Source organism: Cohnella algarum (assembly GCF_016937515.1).
GTDB lineage: Bacteria > Bacillota > Bacilli > Paenibacillales > Paenibacillaceae > Cohnella > Cohnella algarum.
This window is the reverse complement of sequence record NZ_JAFHKM010000002.1, coordinates 1,330,398-1,355,075: the sequence shown is the minus strand read 5'-3', so window position 1 is coordinate 1,355,075 and position 24,678 is coordinate 1,330,398. Positions and strand designations below refer to the sequence as shown.

At 58.3% G+C, this 24,678-nt stretch carries 23 protein-coding genes and 3 pseudogenes; 13 read left to right on the top strand and 13 right to left on the bottom strand.

Features of this window, described 5'->3' with window-relative positions; translation table 11 throughout:
* The first annotated feature begins 415 nt into the window (after positions 1-415).
* Genes JW799_RS06085 through JW799_RS29230 form a run of 3 tightly spaced genes read left to right on the top strand, consistent with a single transcriptional unit; the run spans position 416 to position 1,217 of the window.
* The gene (locus tag JW799_RS06085; RefSeq protein ID WP_205429065.1) at positions 416-739 is read left to right on the top strand and encodes a hypothetical protein; all 324 of its coding nucleotides are present in this window, start codon (positions 416-418) and stop codon (positions 737-739) included.
* Between the two features lie 20 nt (positions 740-759).
* On the top strand, positions 760-1,095 hold the full coding sequence (locus tag JW799_RS06080; protein ID WP_205429063.1) for a hypothetical protein: 336 nt from the start codon (positions 760-762) through the stop codon (positions 1,093-1,095).
* Positions 1,092-1,217, top strand: a complete 126-nt coding sequence (locus JW799_RS29230) for a (2Fe-2S)-binding protein (RefSeq protein WP_275901445.1) — start codon at positions 1,092-1,094, stop codon at positions 1,215-1,217. The genes JW799_RS06080 and JW799_RS29230 overlap by 4 nt, the downstream gene beginning before the upstream one ends.
* A 388-nt stretch (positions 1,218-1,605) precedes the next feature.
* On the opposite strand, the pseudogene JW799_RS06075 reads toward JW799_RS29230, so the two are convergent.
* The 9 genes and pseudogenes from JW799_RS06075 to JW799_RS06035 all read right to left on the bottom strand — a co-directional run bounded on the left by JW799_RS06075 (position 1,606) and on the right by JW799_RS06035 (position 10,005).
* A pseudogene (locus tag JW799_RS06075) lies at positions 1,606-2,378 on the bottom strand (Cof-type HAD-IIB family hydrolase).
* Between the two features lie 93 nt (positions 2,379-2,471).
* Positions 2,472-4,592, bottom strand: a complete 2,121-nt coding sequence (locus tag JW799_RS06070; RefSeq protein WP_240353168.1) for an ABC transporter ATP-binding protein — start codon at positions 4,590-4,592, stop codon at positions 2,472-2,474.
* Positions 4,585-5,346, bottom strand: a complete 762-nt coding sequence (locus JW799_RS06065) for a MerR family transcriptional regulator (protein ID WP_080832755.1) — start codon at positions 5,344-5,346, stop codon at positions 4,585-4,587. Before JW799_RS06065 ends, JW799_RS06070 begins: the two co-directional genes overlap by 8 nt.
* A 198-nt stretch (positions 5,347-5,544) precedes the next feature.
* Entirely contained in the window at positions 5,545-6,276 is a 732-nt protein-coding gene (locus tag JW799_RS06060) for a carbohydrate ABC transporter permease (protein WP_240353167.1), read from the bottom strand.
* Positions 6,186-6,659 (bottom strand): hypothetical protein, encoded by a 474-nt coding sequence (locus JW799_RS06055; protein ID WP_205429060.1) that lies wholly within the window; start codon positions 6,657-6,659, stop codon positions 6,186-6,188. The genes JW799_RS06060 and JW799_RS06055 overlap by 91 nt, the downstream gene beginning before the upstream one ends.
* 189 nt (positions 6,660-6,848) lie before the next feature.
* Positions 6,849-7,091 carry a hypothetical protein gene (locus JW799_RS06050; RefSeq protein WP_080832753.1) on the bottom strand — a complete coding sequence of 81 codons (243 nt, stop codon included), beginning with the start codon at positions 7,089-7,091 and terminating at the stop codon, positions 6,849-6,851.
* A complete protein-coding gene (locus tag JW799_RS06045; protein ID WP_240353166.1) occupies positions 7,088-7,999 on the bottom strand; it encodes a D-alanyl-D-alanine carboxypeptidase family protein in 912 nt (303 codons plus the stop codon). Before JW799_RS06045 ends, JW799_RS06050 begins: the two co-directional genes overlap by 4 nt.
* A 169-nt stretch (positions 8,000-8,168) precedes the next feature.
* Positions 8,169-9,314, bottom strand: coding sequence for a sensor histidine kinase (locus JW799_RS06040; protein WP_205429058.1), 1,146 nt, complete (start codon positions 9,312-9,314; stop codon positions 8,169-8,171).
* Positions 9,304-10,005: a response regulator transcription factor gene (locus JW799_RS06035; protein ID WP_240353165.1), complete on the bottom strand. Its 702-nt coding sequence runs from the start codon at positions 10,003-10,005 to the stop codon at positions 9,304-9,306. The genes JW799_RS06040 and JW799_RS06035 overlap by 11 nt, the downstream gene beginning before the upstream one ends.
* A 222-nt stretch (positions 10,006-10,227) precedes the next feature.
* Between JW799_RS06035 and JW799_RS06030 the strand changes: the two genes are divergently transcribed.
* From JW799_RS06030 to JW799_RS28355, 8 genes and pseudogenes are all read left to right on the top strand, one after another.
* Positions 10,228-10,998, top strand: coding sequence for a DeoR/GlpR family DNA-binding transcription regulator (locus tag JW799_RS06030; RefSeq protein WP_205429056.1), 771 nt, complete (start codon positions 10,228-10,230; stop codon positions 10,996-10,998).
* Between the two features lie 164 nt (positions 10,999-11,162).
* Complete coding sequence (locus JW799_RS06025; protein WP_080832820.1) at positions 11,163-11,963, top strand: HAD-IIA family hydrolase; 801 nt, start codon at positions 11,163-11,165, stop codon at positions 11,961-11,963.
* Positions 11,960-13,144, top strand: coding sequence for a sn-glycerol-1-phosphate dehydrogenase (locus JW799_RS06020; RefSeq protein ID WP_205429054.1), 1,185 nt, complete (start codon positions 11,960-11,962; stop codon positions 13,142-13,144). The genes JW799_RS06025 and JW799_RS06020 overlap by 4 nt, the downstream gene beginning before the upstream one ends.
* A 269-nt stretch (positions 13,145-13,413) precedes the next feature.
* Positions 13,414-14,847 (top strand): MDR family MFS transporter, encoded by a 1,434-nt coding sequence (locus tag JW799_RS06015; RefSeq protein WP_420830676.1) that lies wholly within the window; start codon positions 13,414-13,416, stop codon positions 14,845-14,847.
* 22 nt (positions 14,848-14,869) lie between these two features.
* Positions 14,870-15,466 carry a TetR/AcrR family transcriptional regulator gene (locus JW799_RS06010; RefSeq protein ID WP_240353164.1) on the top strand — a complete coding sequence of 199 codons (597 nt, stop codon included), beginning with the start codon at positions 14,870-14,872 and terminating at the stop codon, positions 15,464-15,466.
* 348 nt (positions 15,467-15,814) lie between these two features.
* The gene (locus JW799_RS06005; RefSeq protein WP_080832746.1) at positions 15,815-16,261 is read left to right on the top strand and encodes a DUF1641 domain-containing protein; all 447 of its coding nucleotides are present in this window, start codon (positions 15,815-15,817) and stop codon (positions 16,259-16,261) included.
* A gap of 35 nt (positions 16,262-16,296) precedes the next feature.
* Positions 16,297-17,478: an NAD(P)/FAD-dependent oxidoreductase gene (locus JW799_RS06000; protein WP_080832745.1), complete on the top strand. Its 1,182-nt coding sequence runs from the start codon at positions 16,297-16,299 to the stop codon at positions 17,476-17,478.
* A 135-nt stretch (positions 17,479-17,613) separates the two neighbouring features.
* Positions 17,614-17,778: pseudogene (locus JW799_RS28355) on the top strand (cyclic nucleotide-binding domain-containing protein); the annotation flags it as partial.
* Between the two features lie 276 nt (positions 17,779-18,054).
* Here the strand turns inward: JW799_RS28355 and JW799_RS05990 are convergent.
* From JW799_RS05990 to JW799_RS05975, 4 genes and pseudogenes are all read right to left on the bottom strand, one after another.
* Positions 18,055-18,489: a DUF1284 domain-containing protein gene (locus JW799_RS05990; protein ID WP_080832744.1), complete on the bottom strand. Its 435-nt coding sequence runs from the start codon at positions 18,487-18,489 to the stop codon at positions 18,055-18,057.
* Between the two features lie 78 nt (positions 18,490-18,567).
* On the bottom strand, positions 18,568-18,909 hold the full coding sequence (locus JW799_RS05985; RefSeq protein WP_080832743.1) for an antibiotic biosynthesis monooxygenase family protein: 342 nt from the start codon (positions 18,907-18,909) through the stop codon (positions 18,568-18,570).
* A 418-nt stretch (positions 18,910-19,327) separates the two neighbouring features.
* Entirely contained in the window at positions 19,328-20,158 is an 831-nt protein-coding gene (locus JW799_RS05980; RefSeq protein ID WP_080832742.1) for a carbohydrate ABC transporter permease, read from the bottom strand.
* Positions 20,158-21,044 (bottom strand): annotated as a pseudogene (locus tag JW799_RS05975) (carbohydrate ABC transporter permease). Before JW799_RS05975 ends, JW799_RS05980 begins: the two are co-directional and overlap by 1 nt.
* Before the next feature lie 172 nt (positions 21,045-21,216).
* Between JW799_RS05975 and JW799_RS05970 the strand changes: the two are divergent.
* Both JW799_RS05970 and JW799_RS05965 read left to right on the top strand, forming a co-directional pair.
* A complete protein-coding gene (locus JW799_RS05970) occupies positions 21,217-23,040 on the top strand; it encodes a sensor histidine kinase (RefSeq protein ID WP_205429047.1) in 1,824 nt (607 codons plus the stop codon).
* On the top strand, positions 23,033-24,676 hold the full coding sequence (locus JW799_RS05965; protein ID WP_205429045.1) for a response regulator: 1,644 nt from the start codon (positions 23,033-23,035) through the stop codon (positions 24,674-24,676). The genes JW799_RS05970 and JW799_RS05965 overlap by 8 nt, the downstream gene beginning before the upstream one ends.
* Positions 24,677-24,678 lie beyond the last annotated feature (2 nt).

Here is a 24,678-nt window from a genome sequence, read left to right as displayed (position 1 = left end):
GCCGGGGAAAATTTTCTTGTCCTTCAGTAACCAATATTGCAGTGGATTTAATCCAACGAGGATGCGGAAATGTCGGGCGGAATCTCTGAAAAAGCCTCTCCTGATTGGACAAAATCTGACAAAATCCAACCAAGCTGGCGAGTTTCGCGAAAAAGCCGGTTTTGATTGGATAAAATCCAGCGAGGCCAAGCGCGTTGGTTGCTGCCCGAAGCTCTCGGACTGGGGTTACGGCGGCGGACGGAAGCGACCAAAGAAAAGCCGAACCCGCGAAGGCCCGCAAGGCGCTTTCTTATAAGGCGAGGGCAATGGTCGTACGAACGGCGGTTGCTTCTCGCCGACAATAATAATCTTTCTCATTGATTACCGACTCCTCCCGAGGTATGATGAGAGCAAAGAAAGGCGCGGGAGGGTTCGCATGTCCACGGATATCGATTTTTCGTTGGTGAAGCGCTATTTTCATATTTCGCTCGAGGGGATGGAGCACCCGCTTGTCGAGGTGGAAGGAACGGATCTGCTTGACGGCGGGAAGCTGCTTCCGGTGCTGGAAAGCGGCGGCAGGCTCGTTCGGGCGACGGGCTTGGAGCTGCCGGTATCGTTTGCGGGAATGACGCTGTGCAACTTGTGCGCCGTCTCGCTGATTTTCATCGTTCAGCACAATCGGATGCCGGACTTGTCTTTGTCTAATTTAACGTTCCAATTGGAGTCTCACGGGACCATGCCCACCTCGGGTTCAAAATAAAAGAAGCCCGGTACAAGGATGTGCCCGACAAGCCGGGTCCGGAGCGCGAAGCGTTCATCATGCGGGAGTGGGAACCATTCATTCGCGAGTCCGTCGCGCCTGCGATCGAGACGATCGCGGGATGCGCGGGATTGAAGCCCGAGCTTGTATGGGGACAATTCGGCGCGCACATGCTCCGGGTGAAGGGCATGATCGCGGAGATGGAAAAAGGGGAAGAAGCGCTGGCGAGGCTTGAGCACGACTACCGGGTTTTGACCGAAACGGTGCCGGCCGACTGGTTCAACCGCCGCCGCAATCCGTTCCCGCATCGGCCGCGCTTCGTGGAAAGCCCCTACCGTCCGGGGAGCAGTGGATGATTCGTTCCGCCTGCTGCATGTATTACTGCCGCGAGGGGGGCGAGAAGTGCTTTAACTGCCCGCGCCTGACGCCGGACGAGCGGGAAGCGATGCGGGAGTCGATTATGGCAAAAAGCGTGTGAAAAAGAGGCTGCCCTCCCAGACGTTATGGGCCGGCAGCACCCCATCTCGTTCAAGCGAAATAGCGGTCTCCCGGGGCCGCTATTTACCCAAATCACACGATTTTTCGGGAATAACGGCCTTCAGCGACCGTTAATTCGGGTGGCGGGCCGTTTTCGGCGTCGCTCAAGCGAAATAACGGCCTCCGGCGACCGCTAATTCGGCTGGCGGGCCGTCTCCGGCCCCGTTCAAACGAAACCAGTTTCAAAGCGGGTGGCGCCCGCGAGGCATCGCGATACGAAGCGTGACGGCAGTGGCGGCACGGTTGCTTCAAGGGGAGCGAACCGGGATCGGGCAGCGCCTATCGCGCGTTGCGACAGGCGCGTGCCGGGCGCCGGCGAGCATGATCCGTCAGAGCAATCCCGCGTAACGCAAGCCGCCCGCAATGCCGCCCTTGTCCACGTCGGACGTGACGTAGTCCGCAAACGGCTTCAGCTGTTCGTGGGCGTTGCCCATCGCGATGCCGAGGCCGACGTACGACAGCATCTCTTTGTCGTTCAGGCCGTCGCCGAAGGCGACCGCTTCTTCCTTGGCGATGCCGAGATGCGCGAGCAGCTGCTCGATGCCGAGCGCCTTGGAGCCGCCGACGGGCAGCACGTCGAGCGCCGAAGGATGCCAGCGGACGAGCCGCAGCTCGGACAACAGCGGTTCATAAAGGTGCTCTTCGTGCGACTCGCAATGCAGGAACACCTGGAAAATGTCGTCCGATTCCCAGAACGAGGGGTTGTAGCCCGGCAGCTCGACTTTGAGCGAGTTGACCGACTCCAGCATGTGCGGATGGTCTTCCGTATTGGCAAAATAGCCTTCGCTGCCCTCGAATACGAGCGGATGCCCGTGTGCCTCGGCCAGCGAAACCAGCTGTTTCAACGCCTCGCGTTGAATCGAATGCTTGTAAATGGGGCGCCTTCGTGCACGACGTAGGCGCCGTTCAAGCTGACGAAAGTGCGGATGCCGAGCTGCTCGGCGATCGATTGGAAAAAGTAAGGCGCGCGTCCCGTCGCGATCGCCGTAACGACTCCCTTTTCCCGCAGCGCGCGGACGGCTTGGACCGCGTCTAACGGGATTTTCTTTTCCTCGTCTACCAAGGTGCCGTCGATATCGAAAAATACGATTTTATATGCCAAGGCCGTTATCTCCTATCCTGTTTGTCTCTTTTTATCCCTCCTATCATAAAGCCCGGGACGCGGAACTGGCAACCCTTCGGGCGCCCCTGCCCCCTACGGAGTTTCCGGAACCTTAATCTCTGCAGCCTTAACCTCCGCCTCCTCGCCGTCGTTCGCCGGAAGCGCAGCCTTCATCTGCTGCCGGACGAGCTTGCGGTAGAGAGGATGGCCGCTCAGCAATTGTTCGTGCGTGCCGCTGCCGGTCACGGTTCCGCGTTCGAGCACGAGAATTTGATCGGCTTCGAAAACGGTGGACAGGCGGTGCGCGATGACGAGCGTCGTGCGGTCTTTTTTCAAATTTTGCAGCGCGTGCTGCACGAGCGCTTCCGATTCGCTGTCCAGGTTCGACGTCGCTTCGTCCAGCAGCAGCAGCCGGGGGTTGCGCAGCAGCGCCCGCGCGATGGCGATGCGCTGGCGCTGACCGCCGGACAGCCGGACGCCGCGTTCGCCCACTTCGGTGTCGAAGCCCTGCGGCAGCTTGGCGACGAACTCCGCCGCATTGGCCAGTTCGGCCGCCTCCGCCAGCTCCCGGTCGGAAATCGGGCGTTCGATGCCGTAACAAATATTTTCCCGGATCGTGCCGGACATGAGCGGGCTGTCCTGGGAAACGTAGCCGATTTCGCAGCGCCATTGCGGCAAGGAGATGGCCGAGATGTCCGTATCCCCGAGCCGGATTTGGCCGTCCGTCGGCAGGTAAAACCTTTCAATCAGCGAGAAGACCGTCGTTTTGCCCGCGCCGCTCGGGCCGACGAACGCGACGGTTTGCCCCGGGAAAACGGTAAAGCGGACGTTCGTTAAAATTTTTTTGTCCGCATCGTAGCCGAAAGAGACGTCTTCGAAAACGAGGGGACGGGAAAAATCCGGCTTGACCCCGTGTTCCGTTAACGCGGCGGTCGAACCGCCGGGAGATCCCGAGCGATGTCGCGAAAGTATTTCGCCCGAATCGGCCGCCGCGACAGCGGGAAGCGGGGCGCGGCGCCCGGATGCATTCCGGTCGCGGGTCCGATCCTCGGGCGACGGAACGCGGCCGTCGCCGGATGCGTCCGAACCGGAAGCGCCGCCCTCCAGTCCCGACGCCTGCTCTCCCGCCGTATTCAGCAACTCCTGGATGCGCTCGCTGGCGCCCATCGCCTTCTGAAAGGCGGTGAAGAAGGACGCCATCATCGTAAACGGCGTTATGATCTGGAACAAGTAGATCAGAATCGCGACGAGCGTTCCCGCCAGCAGGTCGCCGGATGCGACCCGGGCGCCGCCGTAGCCGATGATGACGACGAAGACGATCAGAATGACGGTCGTCATGACCGGGGCGACGACGGCTTGCACGACCGCTTCCTTCAAGCCGAAGCGCAGCAGGTTGTCGATTTGGAGGCCGCCGCGTTTTCGTTCCGGAGCTTGGGCGTTCGATGCCTTGACGAGCCGGATTTCGCTGAGCACGCGGCCGAGATTCGCGCTGAAGCCGGCCATTTCGTCCTGCGCCTGCAGGGAGATGCGGTAGATTTTTCTGCCGAACGGCACGAGGACAAGCATGGAAAGAGGAATGGCGGAAAGCAGAATGACGGTCATGCGCCAGTCCATGACGAACAGCAGGATCACGGCGCCCGCGATGGAGACGATGCCGGAGACGAACGTGCCGAGGTGGCTGGCGACGAGCGTCTTGATCGCGCTCGTGTCCTGCGTGATCCGGCTCATCAGCTCGCCGGACTCGTGCTTGTCGTAATAGGCGACCGGCAATTCCAGCGCGTGGCCCCACAGGCGCCTGCGAATGCCCGCGACGATTCGCTCGCCGGTTGCGTTCAGCAAGTAGTGGGCGACGCCTCCCGCCAGCGCCTGCATGACGAAGGCGGCGACCAGTCCCGCGATCAGGGCCGCGCTGAACCCGATGTCGGCAAAGCGATTGATGAAGTCGCGCGCAAACAGCGGGACGACCAATCCGGCGGCCGCTTCGAGCAAGCTGAGCGCGGCGGCGAACACGAGAATTTTTTTGGCGGGCTTTCCGATTTTCAGCAGTGAAATGAAGTTGCGCCAGGCCGTCGCCGAAACGGCCGGCCGCTCCGACGGCGCGGTTTTTTCATCGGAAGCGTGCGATTGTTCCGGCGACATCTTTTTTACCGGCATGGCGTCGGGCTGCTCCTGCAAGGCGGCTTTTCCCCCTGCTGCGGATGGCTGCTCATACATCGGTCTTTTCCCCCTTCTGCTGCTGCGCGTAGCATTCGAACACTTGCTGGAGCTTTTCTTCTTCCTCGCGGGTAAACGGGGAGACGTGGGCGTCCGGGACATGATCCAGCGCTTCCGCATCAATATCGAGGTCCTCGAGCCTGAACCCCGGACCGAATATTTCCGCAACCTGCTCCATCAACTGCGCGACATGAGACTGCAACCGCGGATGCCCGGGCTCGTACAGCGGCAGGTCGCGCTTCAACGCTTGCATGATGTCGACGGACCGCTTCGTCAGCTCCAGCTCCCGGGTTCGCATGACTTCCGTCAACGTCTCGACGGTCGGTTCCGGGAAATGCTGCGCGAGCCAGCGCAGGTGCTCCTTTTCCTTCAGCACGCTATGAATGAGGAAGCTGATCAACTGGGTATCGAGCTCTCCGTCCTCCATCACGGACAAGCTGTAGTCGATCGCCTTTTGCATTTGGGCGAGCTGATCTTGCTTGCGCCGGATCGCCTCTTTTTGCAGCGCAAGCGATTCTTTCAGGCTTGCCGGACGCTGGGGCAAAGCGGCGCGGATTTCATCCAGCGAAAACTCCAGATACTTCAAAGCGATGATGTGCTGAAGCGGGATCAGATCGCTTTCGTCATAAAAGCGGCGTCCGGAATCGCTGATATGGCTTGGCGCGAGCAGGCCGATCTGGTCGTAGTAGCGAAGCGTCCGCTGGCTGACGCCGGTAAGCTTGGCGAATTCGCCGATGGACATGTAACGGGTCATAGGCTGTTCCCTCCCATTCCCATTGTAGAACTTGACGTTACGTTAGAAGCAACCCTTTTTCCATAAAAAAAGGTTCCGCTAAAGGGAACCCGGGAACCGGCGCTTGCCGAAAAAGACACACCCCGACGCTCGGCGATCGGCGGGGGAACTCCAACGGTCCGCGAATAACGGACATGCGAGCCTTTCGTTTCAAACGCATTAACCTTTGACTGCCCCGATAAGGGCGCCTTTCACGAAGTACTTCTGCAAAAACGGATAAATAAACAGCACGGGCAAGGTGGCGATAACGATCGTGGCGTATTTGATCGTTTCGCCGATTTTTCGCGCTTCCCCGACTCCCGCTCCGAACGAGATGTTGTCTGTCGCGTCGTTGATCAAAATTTCGCGCAGGACGAGTTGCAGCGGATACAGCGTTCGATCCTGAATAAACACGGAAGGGATAAACCACATGTTCCATTTGTCTACCGCCGTATAAAGGACGATAACGCTAATGACCGGCATGGACAGAGGAACGACGATTTTGAGCAGCGTGGTCAGGTGATTGGCGCCGTCGATCTGCGCCGACTCCTCGAGCTCGGGAGGCAGCGATAAAAAAGCGGTGCGCACGATGATCAGATGGAACGTTTTGATGGCAAAAGGGAGGAGCAGCGCCCACAAGGTGTTCATCATGCCCAAGCCCTTGACGACGAGATAAAACGGAATGAGCCCAGCGTTGAAAAACATCGTGACGACGATAAATATCGTCAGAAATTTGTTCCATAGCACGTTCCGGCGCGAAAGCACGTAGGCCGCCAATACCGTCAGGGAGACGTTGAGAACGATGCCGCCGGCAACGATCGTTAACGTATTCCGGTAGCCCGTCCAAAGCGCAGGGTTGCTCGGCTTCTCAGGACAAGCCTGCCCAAGGCTTTTTCTCCGTACCGTTTCCATCCTGTCCTCTCGGCGCAAAACTCCCGCGCCCACCTTGCCAGCGACGCTCCGATGGTTTGCGCCTGAAGGACGAATTCGCTTTTCGTTTCGTCCCCGAGGGCAAGCGAAGCGAACGGCAGTACCGCCTCTCTGCCGGAAATCGCCAAGCTGGCCTGAAGATTGTCCAGCAGCGGCTCGGCGATCGCGGCGTCCCCGAGTCGCACGCAGACCGCTTCCAGAATCGTTCCGGCTTCGCGGACAATGTCTTTGGCCCGATACGTTCCCGCCGGCAGCTCCCATTCCGGCAAACTCCGGGCGGCTTCGGAGGGCCCCGTCCATGGCTCGGTCGCGATTCGCGAGCCCAGGCCCAAGCTTCCGCCGCCCATTTGGATTCGGTATTCCAACTATACAGCCCCCTTTGCATCGCTTTGGCTTAGTATAAAAGGAATCGGAACGGTTGAGAAGTGCGCACTTTTTTGTATGGAGGTGTCGATACGGTGGGATAGTTTCAAAACGGTAACGGCCTGCGGGAGCCGCGACGCATATCAAAAAAGCTCCCGCAAGTCCGCAAGCGGAAAACGGGAGCCGATCTTCTAGGTCCGAAATCGGGAAACGCCTTCGCGCACGGCCAAGGCGTGAAACGAGGAAATTTTCCGGATGCGGTTTTCGCGGAGTTGCTCGTTCATCGTCCAGAGGGCGTCGTCTCCGTACAGTTGAATCAGGGCGCGCTTCGCCGCCTCGCAGGCGGTTTTTTCCTCGTTCAGCAGGTAAAAGCAAATCCGGTAGCAGTGCGTCTCGAGCGTTTTGAGCGCTTCCCGCTTTTCGAAAGGGCTCACCCCGGCGTTCCCTCCTTTCCCCAGGCGGCATCGAGCAGTTTAGCCGTCTCCTCGAATCGCGCCTCCGGCGTTTCCGTCCCCATGACGACGGTGATATAGCGCTCGCCGCCGCGAAGGAAGGAGCCCGTGAAGCAATAGCCGGCGCTTTCCGTATAGCCCGTCTTCAACCCGTCGTTGCCGGCCGTGCCGAAACGCTGCCCCGGGAGCATTTCGTTGGTCGTCTGCAGCCGGACCGTTTCCCCCGCGTTCTCGCCCGGTCCCGGCGCGGCGGACTCCGTCGTAAACCGGACGATCTCCGGAAAGCTCGTGATCAAATGCCTGGCCAGCAGCGCGACATCCTTGGCCGTCATGACCGTATCCTTGGCGGACGAAGCCTCCGCAAACGCCAGCAAGTCCTGGCGGGACAGTCCCGTCGCGTTTCCGAATGCGGTTTTTTTGGACAGGCCGATTTCGCGGGCTTTGGCGTTCATCCGTTCGACGAATTCGGCTTCGCTGCCCGCCGACCGCTCGGCCAGCGCCACGGCGGCGTCGTTGGCGGAATGAACCGTCATCGCGGCGAACAACTCCTCCACCGTATAGGATTGCCCGGCTTTCAGCCTCATTTCGGCGCCGGGGGCGTTCGCGGCGTAGTCGCTGGCTTCGACGGCGTCCTCCCACCGGAGGCGTCCTTCCCGAACATCCTCCAGAATGAGCAGCTCGGTCATCATTTTCGACATGCTGGCGGGCGGCAGCGCCTTGTCCCCGTTGCCGGCATACAACCACTCGCCGGTATCCGCGTTCAGCATGACGACCGCTTTGGCCTGAAATTCCGGCCACTCGGCCTCGGCCTGGCCGAGCCAATCGTTTCCTTTTATCGTCAACGTCGCCACGAGCGCAATGAAGGCAACCAATAACAGCCGTTTCATCATGTATTCCCCCTGAATTTCGCTAAGGAACATTGTAGGGGGAGAAGTTTAAAGGAACCGAAGCAAAATCGTAATTTTTTCTTAAGAATGGTTTAAAAATCCGATTCGGAGGAGAAACGGACACGGAGCGCCGGAAGTCCCGCCGACAGCAGCGCGTTGCGAACATGAAAGCTCATGCCGGAGGCCTCTTCCCTTCGGGTTCGTCCGGAACGGCCGCGGGCAGGAACACCCGAAACACGGTCCGGTAGGCGTCGCTTTCCGCCTCGATCCGCCCGCCGTGCAGCTCGACGAGGCTTTTGACGATGGCAAGGCCCAGGCCTGAGCCTCCGTCATGCTCGGTCCGCGACTTGTCCACCCGATAAAAACGGTCGAAAATGTAAGGCAGGTCCGTCGAAGGAATCGGATCGCCGTAGTTGACGACTTCCGCGACGGCCATTTCCGCCGCTTGCCGGACATGGAAGTCGACCTTCCGGCCGTCTTTGCCGTATGAAATCGCGTTCGTCAGCAGGTTTTCGAAGACGCGCGCGAGGTGGTTCGGATCGCCCATGACCGCGATTTCGCTTTGGGCGGCATGCACGGCGCTTTCCATTCCGGCGTCCTTCATCGCGAGCCGGTGGTGGACGAGCAGCTGCCCGATCAGCTCGACCAGATTCAGCTTCACCTTTTGCATGGCGATCGCTCCGTTGCGCATCCGGGTATACGCGAACAGGTCGTTGATGAGGACGTTGAGCCGCTGCGACTTGTCGTAAGCGATCGCAACGTAGTGGCGCAGCTCCACTTCGTCCCGGTAACGGTCCTGCTCGACGAGCCCGAGGTAGCCGAGGATGGATGTCAGCGGCGTTCGCAAGTCGTGGGAGACGTTCGTGATCAATTCGTTTTTCGTCTGTTCCGCCCGGCGTTCCTCGTCGAGGGAGCGTTTGAGCCGTTCGACGAGACCGTTCGTATGGACGGCCAGCTCCCGAAGCTCGTTCCGCTGCCGGACCGGAACCTCGTCGTCGAAGTTTCCTTCGGCGATGTGGGCGATCGCGCGGTTAATGTCGGCGATGTACCGATATCGCCGGATTTGAAACAGCACCATGTACAGAACGAAAAAGGCGAAGATGACCGCGAAAAACATGAAATCCGGGAATTGGGCGAAAAAAAGGTCGTAAACCCGGTACAGGAAACGGCGTACGGCTTCGAGCTCCTTCGGGGTGTTGCGGGCCAGGGAGGCGGCCGACGCAAGCAGGACGTAGACGGTACATACGGCGAAAATCGCGCTGAAGACGATATGCCAGATGAGACGCCAGACCATGCGGCCGACCGGGTTAGGGTTCAATTTTGTAGCCGACCCCCCATACCGTCGTGATGAGCTTGTCGCTCGTTTCCTGTTCGAGCTTGTCCCGAAGCTTGCTGATATGGACCATGACCGTGTTGTTGGAATCGAAAAACTTCTCTTTCCAAACGTGCTGGAAAATTTCCTCCGCGCTGAACACCCGGCCCGGATGGCTCGCGAGCAGATACAAAATGCCGAATTCGGTCGAGGTCAAATGGATCGGCTTTCCGTCCGCTTCGACGGTGTGCGATTTTTTGTGAACGCGAAGCGGACCGACGGTCAGCGTTCCGTCTTCCGGGGAGGCGGCCGACAGGGCGGAATTGTACTGATACGACCGCCGCAGCAGCGATTTGACCCGGGCCAGCAGCTCCAGCGGATTGAAGGGCTTCATCATGTAGTCGTCGGCACCGGTGATCAGGCCGAGGATTTTGTCCATGTCCTCCGATTTGGCGCTGACCATCAAAATAGGGATGCCTCCCTGGCGGTCCCGAATGCGCCGGCAAGCCTCCAGACCGTCCATTCGCGGCATCATGACGTCCAGGACGACCAAATCGTACGCCCCCGATTCCAGCTTGTCGAGAGCGTCCTGCCCGTCGTGGGCCAGCTCCGTCTCGAAGCCTTCGTTCTTCATATATATAGCGATCAGGCCGGCGATTTCGCGGTCGTCGTCCACGATTAGAATTCGGCGAGTCAACGCGTATGCACTCCTAACTTGCGGTTTCTTCTCCTTACTATAGCTTAACCGAAGATTTTTGTGTTAGCGGCGGGACAATCTTAAGAATGCTTAAGATTTCAAGTTGGATCCGTAGCGGAGCCGATCGGCGTTCGATTGGCGTTTGTTGCGGAATGTCGTCGTTTGCCGTTATTCTAAAGTCAACGAATCGGAAACCAAATCGCCGGGAGGGTTCGATCGCGCATGTTTGCCCCGCAACGAAGGGAACGGATATTGGAGCTGCTTCGGGAACGGAAGGAAATCGTCGTCAAGGAGCTGGCCGCGGAGTTCGGCGTGTCGGAAGGGACGCTGCGCGCCGATCTCAAGCTGCTGGAGGACGGGGGCAAGCTGGAGCGGACGCACGGCGGGGCGATTCCGGCTGCCTCCCCGGGGCTTGGGCCGGCGGGAATCGAATCGTCGCGCAGCGAGCTGAACCGCGCGGAGAAGCAGGCGATCGGACGCGCCGCCGCCGGTCTGGTGAGCAAAGGCCAATGCGTCATGCTGGACGCGAGCACGACCGCCCTGGAGCTGGCGAAATGCCTCGTCGATCTGGATTATTTGACGGTCGTGACGAACGGATTGAACGCGGCGATGCTGCTCAGCCAAAATCCCCGCATCAACGTTATTCTGATCGGGGGCGTGCTCAGGCCGGGCTCGCGCACCGTCGAAGGGGTGCTGGGCCAGGGAATCCTGGAGGATGTGCAGGCCGACCTGTTTTTTACGTCGTCCGAGGGGTTCACGCTGGAGGCGGGCATGACCGATTTCAGCGTGTACGAAGCCGAGTTGAAAAAACGGATGGCCTCCGGCGTTTCGCGGGTGGTCGCGCTGCTCGACCATACGAAGCTGGGCCGCCGGTCGATCGCCGTCTCGATTCGTCCGCCCGCGATTCATACGCTCGTTACGGACGCGGCGGCCGAACCCGCCTTCGTCAAACGGCTCGAACGGGAGCGCATTCGCGTTATGATCGCGGAATGACGGAAAACGCCGGGAAACGTCGGAGAACGCCGGCATATGCAGGAGATCGAGCTTTCGTTTATTGACGAATGTCGACGACGGCAAAAACAACCGATCGTTGACATCCGAAAGCCGCCGGTGAGACGATAGAAGCAAGACGAAAAGCAAAGCGGGTGAGAGCGGGCGTGTTGGAACGTTTCGACGGATTGATTCTGGATCTTGACGGCACGGTGTACAAAGGAGCCCGGGCGATAGACGGAGCGGCGGAAGCGATCGCCCGGCTGCGCGCGGGCGGCAAGCGAATCGCTTTTTTGAGCAATCGCGGGAACGCTTCGAGAAGGATGTGCCGCGAAAAGCTGGAACGAATGGGCATCGCGGCGGCCGAGGAAGAGATTATTTTGACTTCGACCGTCATGGCCCTTTATTTGCGGGATGCCGCGCCGGAGGCCAAGGTGTGGACGCTCGGCGACCCGGGCCTGAAGGAGGAGCTTGCGGCGCACGGCGTCCGGATGGCCCAAATGCCGGAGGAGGCGGAATGGCTCGTCATCACGCTTCACGAGACGCTGACTTACGAAGAGCTGAACCAGGCGTTTCGGGCGGTGCGCCACGGCGCCCGGATCGCGGCTACGAATGCGGATCGGACGTTTCCCGGCGATTTCGGCGACTCGATCGACGTGGCCGGGATGATCGGGGCGATCGCGTACTCGACGGGAAAAGAGCCGGAAATCGTCGTCGGCAAGCCTTCGCTGCGGATGGCCGAGGCGGCGCTTTCCGCGCTGGGGCTGCCCGCGGAACGCTGCCTGATCGTGGGCGACAGCCTGGCTTCGGACATCGAGCTTGGCCGGCGGGCCGGCATCGCGACCGCGCTCGTTCTGACCGGATCGACCCGGCTCGAGGACGTCGGGGGGGCGCCGCACCGGCCGGATTTTATTTTGAATTCCTTGCGGGAATTGGATGAACGATTAAAGGAGCGGATGTCCCCATGAACGGAATAAAAGAAAAAATCGCCGCCGCCGCCAGGCAGCTCGGCAACGAGGCGACGGTCGGCTTTCCGGAAGCCGTCGTCGTCGAAGCGGGAGCGCAGAGCCGGGTCGCTCCTTTCATGAAGGAGCGCGGGTACGGGCGTCCGCTGCTCGTCGCGGACGAACATACGCTGGCCGCAGCAGGAAGGACGGTCGCGGCCGGCCTTGCCGGGGCGGGCTTTCCCGAGAATGCGACGCTTGTGAAGCCGAACGCGCAGGGAGACGTCGTCGCGGACGAGGCTTCGATCGTCCAGGTTATCCTCGACTTGCAGAAGTCGGGCGCGGACGCGATCGTCGTTGCGGGCTCCGGAACGCTGCACGATATCGCGAGGTATGCGGCCTATACGACGCGGCTCCCGTTCGTGTCCGTCCCTACGGCCGCCTCGGTGGACGGCTTTGCGTCCAGAGGAGCGCCGATCTTGATCCGCGGGGAGAAAATCACCGTGCAGGCGATCGGGCCGACGGCGATTTTCGCGGATTTGGCCGTGATGAGCCGGGCGCCCGCCGCTTTGACCGCGGCCGGATTCGCCGACATGCTCGGCAAATATACGTCCCTGTTCGATTGGAAGTTCGGCAGCTTGACGGCCGGCGAACCCTATAACGAAGCGGTGGCCGGCATTACGGAGCAGGCGCTGCGCGATTGCGTCGAGCATGCGGACCTCATCGGCCGCCGGACCGAAGACGGCATTCGCGTGTTGACCGAAGCGCTGATCGACTCCGGGCTGGCCATGCTCGTCTTCGGGCAATCCCATCCGGCCTCCGGCGCCGAGCATCATCTGTCCCATTACTGGGAGATGGAGTACATCCGGACGGGAAAGCGGCAGCTGCTGCACGGAGCGAAGGTCGGGGCGGCCTGCGCCGAAATCGCCGGCCTTTATCGCGGGCTCGAGATGGGGGAGTATGCCCCGAACGAGGCGGCGGCCGCCGAGCTGCGCGGCGCCTTGCGGGACATTCCGGACCCGGACGCCCTGCGCGGGCTGCTGCGCCGGGTCGGAGGCCCTTCCTCCGTATCCGAGCTGGGCGTGAGCGGCGAGCTTCTGGCCAGAAGCTTGCGGGAAGCGCACCGGGTTCGCCCGAACCGGTTCACGCTGCTTCGGGCTTATAATGAAAAGAAGGCGGCGGGACAGCAAAAACCGGTTCGATAACCGAGCGGAAACATTGCGAAAATCTTGCGAAAACAATAGGAAAATAAAATAAAAAAACAATGAAAAAGATGAAAAAGAAGCTTTGACACGCGGACCCTTGTTTGGTAGAATCCACCTATCGGACAACTGTCCGCTTTCTTGTTGTCCCTATCGGACAATTGTCCGCAACAGAAGAGTTCAGGCTCGCCCCTGCCGCCGGGGCGACGCTCAGCTCGAAGGAGGAGTATGGCTTGAGTGCCGTAGGCAGTACACAGACAAATGCTCAAAGCATCGACTTGAGCAACATCAGGAGAGGACCAATCGTAGCTGCGCTTATTATCGGTGCGTTCGTTTCGATCATGAACGAAACGCTGCTGAATATCGCCTTCCCCGATTTGGTCAACGAGTTCGGAGTCGCCTTGACGACGGTGCAGTGGCTGTCCACCGCGTACATGCTCGTTATCGGGGTGCTCGTTCCCGTCACCGCGCTTTTGCAGCAATGGTTTACGACAAGGCAAATGTTTTTGACCGCCATGACGCTGTTTCTGGTCGGGACGATCGTTTGCGGCGCGGCGCCGGTATTTGAAGTGCTGCTTGCCGGACGGATCGTTCAGGCGGTCGGAACGGGACTCATGCTTCCGGTCATGATGAATACGATCCTGATTATTTACCCGCCGGAGCAACGGGGCGGCGCGATGGGGATGATCGGTCTCGTCATCATGTTCGGCCCCGCGATCGGCCCGACGCTGTCCGGCTTGATCATCGATCAGTTGAATTGGCGCTGGCTGTTTTTCTGCGTGATCCCGTTGGCCGCGTTCTCGGTCATTTTTGCGGCTCTTTATTTGAAAAACGTCTCCACCATTACGAGGCCCAAAGTCGATTTGCTCTCGATTTTGCTGTCGACGGTCGGCTTCGGCGGCGTCGTTTACGGCTTCAGCAAGGCGGGCGAAGAATCGTGGTCCGAACCGGTCGTCGGCTGGTGCATCGGCATCGGGTTGCTCGGACTTCTGCTGTTCGTTTGGCGCCAGTTGAAAATGAAAGAACCGATGCTGGATTTGCGCGCGTTCAAGTATCCGATGTTCTCGATCGCGACGATCCTGCTCATCGTCGTCATTATGACGCTGTTTTCGACGATGGCGCTGCTTCCGTTTTTCCTGCAGGGAGCTCTGCTGTACACGGTGTTCAAATCCGGCCTGATCATGCTGCCGGGCGGCGTGGTCAACGGGATTATGTCTCCGATCGCCGGCAAGCTGTTCGACAAGTTCGGTCCGAGATGGCTCGTCATTCCCGGCCTGGTGCTGGTCAGCGCGGCAACCTGGACGTTCAGCGGCATTACCGCTTCGGCCGGCGCGGGCTATGTCATTTTCCTCCATATCGTCATGCTGATCGGGATCTCGCTCGTCATGATGCCTACGCAAACGACGGGATTGAACCAACTTCCGCCCGAGCTCTATCCGCACGGAACCGCGATCCTGAATACGCTCCAGCAGGTGTTCGGGGCGATCGGCATGGCGTTGTTTATGAGCGTTCTGTCCTCCGGGCAGAAGGATTATCTGGCCGAATCGAGCAATCCCCAAGCGCCCGAAGAAGCGGTTCAAAGCTTGGTGGCGGGGCTGCAGGACGCCTTTACGCTCGGCGGCATCTTCGCGATCGCGGCGCTCGTCATCTCTTTCTTCTTGAAGCGGGTGCGGACTGCTCAGGAGCAGGCGAAATCGTTCCATTAATCCGCGAAAGGGAGTGAGAGGAATGTCGCGCAGAGAAAGTACGGAGATGTTGAATGCTGAAATTCTGCGGACGGCCCAATCCCTGTTCAACGATTTTGGCGTCGAGGCCGTCAGCATGCACCAGATCGCCAAAACCGTCGGAATCGGCCAAGGCACGCTTTACCGCCGCTATTCCAACAAAGGCGATCTGTGCAGGTCCCTGATGAAGGACAAGTTCGACCGCTTCATGGAGGAAATCGAAACGTATCTGGAGCGCAGCAAGGAACGTCCCGTCGAGGAGAGGCTCGGGAAAATCATCACGGATTTGATCGTTTTTACGAACCGCGACATGGAATGGGTACGGACGATGCTTTCTTGCGCCAGGCTTGAAGATACGAGAGATCAATTGTTCGAAGCGCCCCCGTTCAAGTTCATCCGGGGGACGATCCGGAAGCTGCTCGCAGAAGCTCAGGACGAGGGGAAGCTCATTCCCCTCGATCCCGAGTTTACGTCCTGCGTGCTGGCCGCTTCGTCCTTGACGCCGGAAATGATGTTTTATTTGCACGAATCGGGCTACAGCTCGGAAGAGATCGCGGAACGATTGTCGCAAACGTTTTTGGCCCCCTTATTTATTCGATGAAATTCGCTCCGTCAAAAACGACGTTCTCCGCCCTTCGGACGACGAGTCGTTTTTACTTGGTGAACAAAATCACATTCTTTTCGTTTTTTTGTAAAAAATCCATTCAAGTTTGTGGCGAAAAGGTGTAGAATAGACACGAAGGTTCGACGTCTGCCCGTGTTTATGCGAAAGACAGGAGGGTGCCGGAACCGAATCGTTTGCAAACTTGACGCAAGAGCGCCGCGTTTTTTCGGTTCTTCATGTGAAATTTGTTACAATGTTCGGTTTCCAGCCCTCGATTTTTGCATTGGCCGACAGGCACGAAGATAGCAACCATACTGACATCCTTGCAAAGGAGGACGCTCCCGTATGTCCGAAACAGCTGTTTCCCAAGAAACGCTTGCCGAGCAAGCCGAAGCGCAACGCCAACCGGTCGATGTATTGGATCAACTGATGAAGCCCGAGGTCCAGGAGTCGTTGACCACCTTGGTGGAAAATCTGCCGAAGCTGGCCGAATTGGTCACGCTCATGACCAAAGCTTACGATTTCGCTCAAGCCGTCGCGACGGACAAAGTGCTGATCAACGATTTCGCGCAAGGAATCGGAGAAATGGCCAAGCCTGTCGTCGACAAGGCGAAAGGCATCGCATCCGCCGCGATCGAAGCGAACGACCGCGCGCAGCAAGATTCCGCAACGATCGGATTGTTCGGATTGCTCAAGCTGCTGAAAGATCCGCAAGTGCAAAAATCGTTCCGCTTCGCGCAAGCTTTCCTCAGCGTGCTCGCCGAACGTCAGCAACAGCAACCGCGCCCGTAAGACAGACCCGAAACGCATAAGAACGGAGGATGGATATGTCGAAACAAATTCTGATTCTGGGCGGAGGGTACGGCGGTTTGCTAGCAGCCCTGACGGCGCGCCAACACCTGAGCGTTGCGGAAGCCCAAATCACGCTTGTGAACCGTTTCTCGACGCACCAAATCATTACCGAGCTTCACCGTCTTGCCGGCGGCACGATCGGAGAGAAAGCCGTCTCCCTGCCGCTTGAAAAACTGCTGAAAAACAAAGGCGTCAACATCGTCGTCGACACGATTTCGGAAATCAAGCCCGACGACAAGAAAGTGACGGGAGCCAGCGGCGCTACGTACAAGTACGACGCGCTCGTCGTGGCGCTCGGCAGCGAAACGGCCTACTTCGGCATCCCGGGTCTTCAAGAGCACAGCTTCGTGCTCAAGTCGGTCAACGACGCGAACCGCATTCGCGCGCACGTCGAAGCCGAACTGGACGCCTACAAGAAAACGGGCGACAAAGCGCACGCGACGTTCGTGGTCGGCGGCGGCGGCCTGACCGGCGTCGAGCTGATCGGCGAGTTCGCCGACAAGCTGCCGGAGCAATGCCGCGCCAAAGGCATCGACTTCAACGACATCAAGCTGTACGTCGTCGAAGCCGCTCCTTCGATCCTGCCGGTATTCCCGCCCGAACTGGTGGCCCGCGCCGTGGAAAGCCTGTCCAAGCGCGGCGTGCAATTCTTGACCGGCGTCGCGATCACGGAAAGAACGCCTTCTTCCGTTTCGCTCAAGGACGGCAGCACGATCGAAACGAATACGCTCGTCTGGACGGGCGGCGTGCAAGGCAATCCGGTCGTCGCCAATTCCGGCCTCGAAGTCAACCGCGGCCGCGCGACCGTCACGGAAACGCTGCAATCGACCTCGCATCCGGACGTGTTCCTGGCGGGCGACTGCGCCGTCGTGTTCCCTGCCGGCAGCGAACGACCGTATCCGCCGACCGCGCAATTGGCATGGCAAATGGGCGAAACGGTCGGCTATAACCTGTCCGCGTACTTCAAAGAAGGCAAAATGGACAGCTTTACGCCGGTATTTTCCGGTACGCTCGGCAGCCTCGGCCGCAAGGACGGCATCGGCACGATCGGCGCGAGTCAAACGCGCCTTAAAGGCCTGCCGGCGACGTTGATGAAGGAAGCGTCCAACATCCGGTACCTGTCGCACATCAACGGCCTGTTCACGCTGGCGTATTAATCGCATACAGCTAACGGAAGAGGGCGCCGAAGGGCGCCCTCTTTCGCTATCGGCGGCGGGACAAAATAACAAAAAACCCTTGGGGGAACCAAGGGCTTCAAAGACGGCTATTTTTTTAAGCCAAGGGGCTGGCCCGTGATTTTGCATAAGGGCGAAACGCTGTTCCGGCAAGGCGAGTCGGGTCCGCTTTACCGTCTTCGGAAAGGCATGCTCAAAAACGTCCGCCTGCACGAGGACGGGACGCCGACGCTCGTCAATCTGATCGTGCCGGGAGAGACGATCCCGCACCATTCGCTGATCAGGGCCTATGTTGGACTTTGTCCAATCAAGGGGGCGGAAAACGGGGAAATCGCGATCTGGAGTGGATTTTATCCAATGAGTCACTTGGGATTTGGGCGAATGCGCCAAAAAGGTCTCGCCAGGTTGGACAAAATCCAGCGAAACCGGAAAAAACGCGAATAAGCCCGTTTTGATTGGAAAAAATCCAACCAAGCTTTCCCCGGCCTTGCGCCATCCCGCCTAATTCCGCGCCATGCTATGTCCCCCCCGCGAAACCCGCCAGAAGGGCAATGCGCGTCACCCGGTCGTCTTTCCCGGCAAAGGGCGCAAGGGCCGGCCGGAGCGAATGTGGGCGACCCCTTCCTGGCACAGGCCTAACGGTTGCCAGGGGCAGTCGTGACAGAACCGATCGATATCCCGGGGCCGGACATGCTCCGTCACCCGGCCGACAATCTCGGTCCAGCTCGCATTCAATCCCGGTCTCAATCCGAGCTTGAGCAAAATGTCCCGATCTTTCCGGTATACGCTTTCGTTATGGCAGTGATTCGGCTGATCGGCCGGAAAAGCCCGGCAGATGTCGTCGGGACCTTCGATGATGGCGATCGGGGTATCGGGATCCGCGCGAAGCGTTTCGTAGACCGAGGTCATGTTGACGCAGAACTCTTCGGAATATCCCTTGCCCCTGAAACCTAGCAGACAGAGAAGATGATGGCCGCGCAGTCTTATCGTCATTTTATCGTTTCCGCTCCTTGACGCGAGCGTCCCTTGCGATTTGCGGGAAGATTCGCAAGAGGCGGCCCGAGCCTTCGTTCATGACGGGGACGATGCCTTCGGCAGCGTGACCGACTTCACTTCGTACATGCTGACGGTCGTGTCGAGCAGATAATCCGGCTTCTCCTGGTTGCGCGAATTGCGGTGTCCTTCGATATGGGCCGGGCTTTTCTCCCATGTTTTCCACGCTTCTTCGGATTCCCAGCGGACGACGACGACGACCTGCTCCTGTTCTTCAACTTTGCGCGCCTTTTTGATCATGACGCTCAAATCGATAAAGCCCGGAATATCGGCCATCGGATGGTCCGGCCTGCCGAAGCGTTCCGCTACCTGACCGGCAAATCCGGCCTTGACGGTAATTGTCCTCATTTGAACCAACATGCGGCTCACTCCTTGCTGTTCATAAGAATAAAGTCGGTATGAAGGCTGCTTTGGTTATCTGGCTGGGGCCGCGGGGGAACGCAGCCCCAGTAATGTCATTCTAGATGAAAATCATTCTCAATGTCAAATGAATCTGGATAAAAAAAGGGGGCCGCCCGAAAGGCTGACCCACCCCTTATGCATCTAAACCCCTGCGTACGGACGCTGCCGCTCCAGTTGAGTCGTAGCAACTCATCTCAACCCGTCAAACGCATAAAGCCGCATGCAATTGAGCAAAAATGACTCATCTTGCCCCCTGCGGCACGGACGCTGCCGCTCCAGTTGAGTCGTGGCTACTCATCTCAACCCGCCTTGCGCGAACAGCCGCTCCTTTTCGCCGATCGGGCAGCGTCTCCTTCCATGCGCGGCCGACGTCCGCTTATCCTTTGACGGCGCCGGCGACGACGCCTTTGACGATGTGCTTTTGCAGGAACATGAACACGACGATCGAAGGCAGAACGGCCATCACCATGGCGGTCATCGCGTACTGCCAGTCGGACGTGTATTGGCCGACGAAGGTGTAAGCGGCAAGCGTCAGCGTTTTCGTCGACGGCGAGCCGTTGACCATGAGCAGCGGAAGCAGGAAGTCGTTCCAGATCCACATGACGTCGATGATGATGATCGTCGTCGTGACCGACTTCAGCAGCGGGAAGATGACGGAGAAGAACAGCCGGAAACCGGACGCCCCGTCGATCGTGGCGCTTTCGTCGATTTCTTTCGGGATGCCTTTGACGAACCCGTGATAAATAAAGACGGCGAGCGGAGCGCCGAAGCCCCAGTACAGAATGCCGAGCCCCCAGGTGCTGTCGGAAAGATTAATATTTTTCGCAAGCTGGAGCACCGTGAGCATGATCGATTGGAACGGAATGAGCATCGGCATGATCAACAGAAAGTAGACGATCGAGCTGAACCGCGATTTCGTCCGCGCAAGCTTGTAAGCGGCAATGGACGAAACGAGGATGATCCCCGCAAGGCCGAGCACCGTAATGATCGCGTTGTTCAGAAACAGCCGCGGATAGTCGATGAAATTCCAGACGTAGGAATAGTTTTCGAAAGCCAGGCTTTTCGGGAGGGCGATGACGTCGGTCATGACCTCCTGAAAGCTTTTAAGCGAGTTGATGATCGCCAGGAACAGCGGGTACAGAAACAGCAGCGACAGGAGGAACATGAAGATTTCGAGCACGATTTTTCCCGCTTTGTTCGATGTCATCAGGCTTCAACCTCCCTGCGCTTGAAGATGGTCAATTGGATGATCGTGATGATCAGGACGGCGACGAACAAAATGAGCGCTTTGGCCGTGCCGTAGCCGTACAGGTTGTTCTGGAACGTGTCGCGGTAAATGTCGTAGGCGACGCTGTACGTCGTGCCGCCGGGGCCCCGCCCGTGAGCGACAGGATGACGTCGAATACTTTGATCGAGTTGGTCAGCGCCATGAAAACGGAAATCGTGATCGACGGCGCCAGCAAAGGCAGCGTGATGTTGAAAAAACGGCGAATCGGTCCGGCTCCGTCGACGGTGGCCGCCTCCTTCAGGTCGTCCGGAATGGATTGCAGGCCGGCGATGTAAATGACCATGTAGAAGCCGATCGATTGCCAAATGGAAACGAACAAGACCGAAATGAACGCCAGGCCGGGTTCGCCCAGCCAGCTGAGATTAAAGATGCCCCAACCCGTGCTTTCGCCGAGCGATTCGAACCCTTGCATGAAAATGAATTTCCAAATAAAGCCGACGATGACCAGGCTCAGGATGTACGGAATGAAGAACGCCGCCCGCAGCCACGTCGAAGTTTTCAGCTTCATGTCGAGCACGAGCGCAAGCAATATGGCAAGAACGTTAATAATGACGATGTACAACACCGCATACTTGATCGTAAACCAGGACGCGTTCAGGAAATTGGCGTCTCCCGAAAAAATTTGCTTGAAGTTATCCAGCCCGATAAATTTCGGATTTTTGGAAATCCCGTTCCATTGGGTCAGGGAGTAGCGAATCGTCATCGCAAACGGAATATAAAAAGCAATGGCGACACAAATCAGGGCCGGCCACGTGAAGAAGCCGAACTCGACTTTTTCGGACCATTTTCTGCCGATTTTGCGCATGGGTGCACCTCTTTTTCGTCACAGTTTTCAAACGGGCTGCCGGCCGCCAGGGCTATGCAGCAGTCCTATTTCAGCTATAATGCATTATAAAACAGCGGTTTTGGCGCCAAAATGGATTTAAATAAACAGTTAAGGGTAAAAAGGTGAACTGTGCGCCGTTCAAGGGGGAGCGATGGCCAATCTTATCAAAAGGCTGAGCAAAGCCGTATCGACCGTTCGGGATCGCATGACCAGACGTTTGGTCAACAAGCTTATTTTGCTTTTTACGTCCATTATCATACTGGTCGTCGCTTCGCTCACCGTCATTTCGTATCAAATGCTCGAACGGGAAGCGGTGGAAAGCAGCATCGCCAGCACGCGGAACAATCTGCTGCTCGTCAATCGGAATCTGGAAAATTACCTGGCCGAAATCGAGCAATTGTCGCTTCCGCAAATCCGATACGACGAGATTATCGCCGCTATCGCCACGGAGGAGACAAGCTACAGCTCGCGCATGTATTTGGAGAACTATTTGCGGACGTTGTATTATTCCCGCGGCGACGTCGAGAGCATTTCGCTGTACCTGGTCGAGAAGCAAAGGGTTTACGTGCTGACGCGCGAGGCGTACAACGTGACGGTTCGCGTTCGCGAAGAACCGGGCATCGAGGAAACGCCGTGGTATAAGGAGACGCTGGCCAGCGACCGGAATCGGGCGTACGAGTCGTTTTTCGACAATGCGAGCCGGGAGGCGGTTCCTTCCGGAAGCTTTATGGCGTACCATCGGGTGCTGCGTTCGCTCGCTTTGCGCGAGCCGCAGGCGGTCATTTCGTTCTATATGAATCCGACGGCCAAAGACAAGCTGATGGAAGACGTTCCGCTCGGCGAAGGAGAACATGTGCTGCTGGTCGATTCGAACGGCGTACCTTTTCACGCGGACGATCTTGCCTTTTACGAAACCGTCCGGGATGCGGGCCTGCCGGACAAGCTCGAAGCGAACGCGAAAGACCGGCTCGCCTGGTCGAACGGCAAGGAGCGGTATCTCGTCGTTGCCAACGAAGGAGAGCGCGAAGGCTGGCGCCTGATCAAAACGATCCCGTACAGCAAGCTGTACGCAGCCGCCGAAACAAACCGGAATATCAGCTATTTGATCGGCTTCGCGTTTTTGCTGCTGTCCGTCGTGCTGGTGACGTTTCTGTCAAGCGCGATCACGAAGCCGCTCAAAAACCTGTCGCATCAAATGAGGCGGTTCAGCGAAGGCACGTTCGATGCGGAGGCGGAAGTGAAGGGGAGAGACGAAATCGCGTACTTGACCCGGCATTTCAACCAAATGGTCCGGCGCACCAACGATTTGATCAATGAACGCTACAAAAGCAAGCTCGTCGAAAAAAACGCCATTTTAAAAGCGCTCGAAGCGGAAATCAATCCCCATTTTCTGTACAACGCGCTGCAGGCCATCTCGACAAAGGCGCTCAAGAACGGGCGTTACGACATTGCCGACATGGTAGATGCGCTGGCGCAGACGCTTCGCTACTGCATAAGCGGAAAAGACATTGTGCAGGCTAGGGAAGAATTGAACCATATCGAGCGGTATTTGGGTTTGCAAAAGGCAAGGTTCGGCAGCCGTCTTCAGGTGGAGATCGAATGGGACGATTCGCTGATGGAGTTGGAAATTCCGAAGCTGTCTCTTCAATCGCTGGTCGAAAACTCGATCAAGCACGCCCTGGAAAAAGTATCGGCTCCGGTTACGATCGTGATCAGCGCCGTGCTGGCGCCCTCGCACGCGGTCATCACTGTGCGGGACGACGGGCCCGGCATTGCGCCGACGCGGCTGACCGAAATTCTGGATTCGCTGGAAACAAAGTGGGAGGATCGGGAAACCGAAAATATCGGTCTCGTTAATTTGCATACCCGGCTCAAGCTCCTCTATGGCGACGAGGCCGGGCTCGGCATCGGAGCAAACGACAAGGGGACCGAGATGAGCATGTGGATACCGCGGGGGGACGGCAAGAATGGTTAAAGTTCTCATCGTCGACGACGAAGAGCCGGTTCGCGAGGCGATCCGGATTTTAGGGGATTGGAACGGGCTCGGCGTGGAGGAAGTGCTCGAAGCGACGAACGGGCGGGAAGGGCTTGAGCTGCTGAAGCAGTTCAAGCCGGATATTGCGATCGTCGACATGAAAATGCCCGAAATGAACGGCGTAGAGTTTCTGCAGGCGGTCGAGCGCGAATTTCCGGATTTGTTTACGATCGTGCTGAGCGGCTATAACGATTTCGAGTTTACCCGTCAGGCGATCCGTTCGAGGGCCGTCGATTATTTGCTGAAGCCGGTCAACCGTCAGGATTTGAACCAGGCGCTTCTGGGCGCGCTTGACGTCCTGAAGGCCAAGAGGCAGGACGAAAGCGAGTTTATTAATCGCAATATCGCGCTGAATATGTCCTTGCCGAAGCTGAAGGAGAAAATCTATTTCTCCATTATCGAAGGAACGTTCAAAAAGCAGCCGAACGAAACGCTGCTTCCGCTTATCGGCGCCGACGACCCGGACAAGCGCTTCGCCGTCGCGGTCGTTCGGATCGTCAATTTGGACGAAGCGAGCCGCTCGCGGTTTCACAACGACCTCGAGCTGCTGCATTTCGCCGCGGCGAACGTTTTGAACGAGACCGCCGCGGAAGACGGCGGCGTGCAAGGCTTCGCTTTCGCCAATCCGAAGCAGGGGCGCGAGATGATCGCCGTTTTTACGATGTCGGGCAGCTACCCGGAAGATCTCGCTTACCGCTCGTTTCATGTCATGAAACGGGCTTCGGCGACGCTCGCCCGACTGCTCGGCATTCGCATCGCGGCCGGCGTGGGGAAGCCCGTCGACGCCGCGGGCGGCATCGCCCGTTCGTACGAGGAAGCGAAGTCGGCCTTGAACGACATCGACCTGCTGAGGCTGAAAGGCGGCGAAGTCGTTGCCGGCAAGGAGAATCGGGGCGGCGCCCGCGAAGTGTTTTCGATGACGGGCCGGATGCCGCTCATTCGCAGCGCCCTCGAGGCGGGCAACCGGAACCAGGCCAAGAGCGCGCTCGGCGAATTTTGCAAAAAAATCAAGAGCTCCGGGGCGTTCGGACTTGGCGACGCGGAGCGGACGCTTCAGGAATTCGTTGTGCTTATGAACGATATGGCGCTCGAGCTCGGCGTTTCGCAGGAGAAGCTTCCGGCCGGGGACAAGGGGCTGCTTGCGGCCGGCATCGCGACGGATTACGATTCGGTCGAGCAATTCGAAGAACTCATGCACCGGATATTGGACTATTACGGGGAGCAAATCCGGTTATTGACCGCGCTGGAGCGGCCGTTTCAAGTGGCGGACATCAAAGAGTACATCGATCGCCACTATTTCGAAGATATCAAAATTTCAATGTTTACCGAGCGTTACTTTCTGAGCCGCGAGTATTTGATGAAGCTGTTCAAGCAGCAATTCGGGTTTGGCATCCACGAATACGTGCAGAAGGTGAGAATGGAGAAGGCGAAAGAGCTGCTGAACGATTCGGAGCTGAAAATCCAGGAAATTTCCGAAATGCTGGGCTACAAGGATAAAAACTATTTCAGCAAAGCGTTCCGGAACTACTATTCGATTTCGCCGACCGAATACCGGATGACGCGGACGAACGGCTAAAA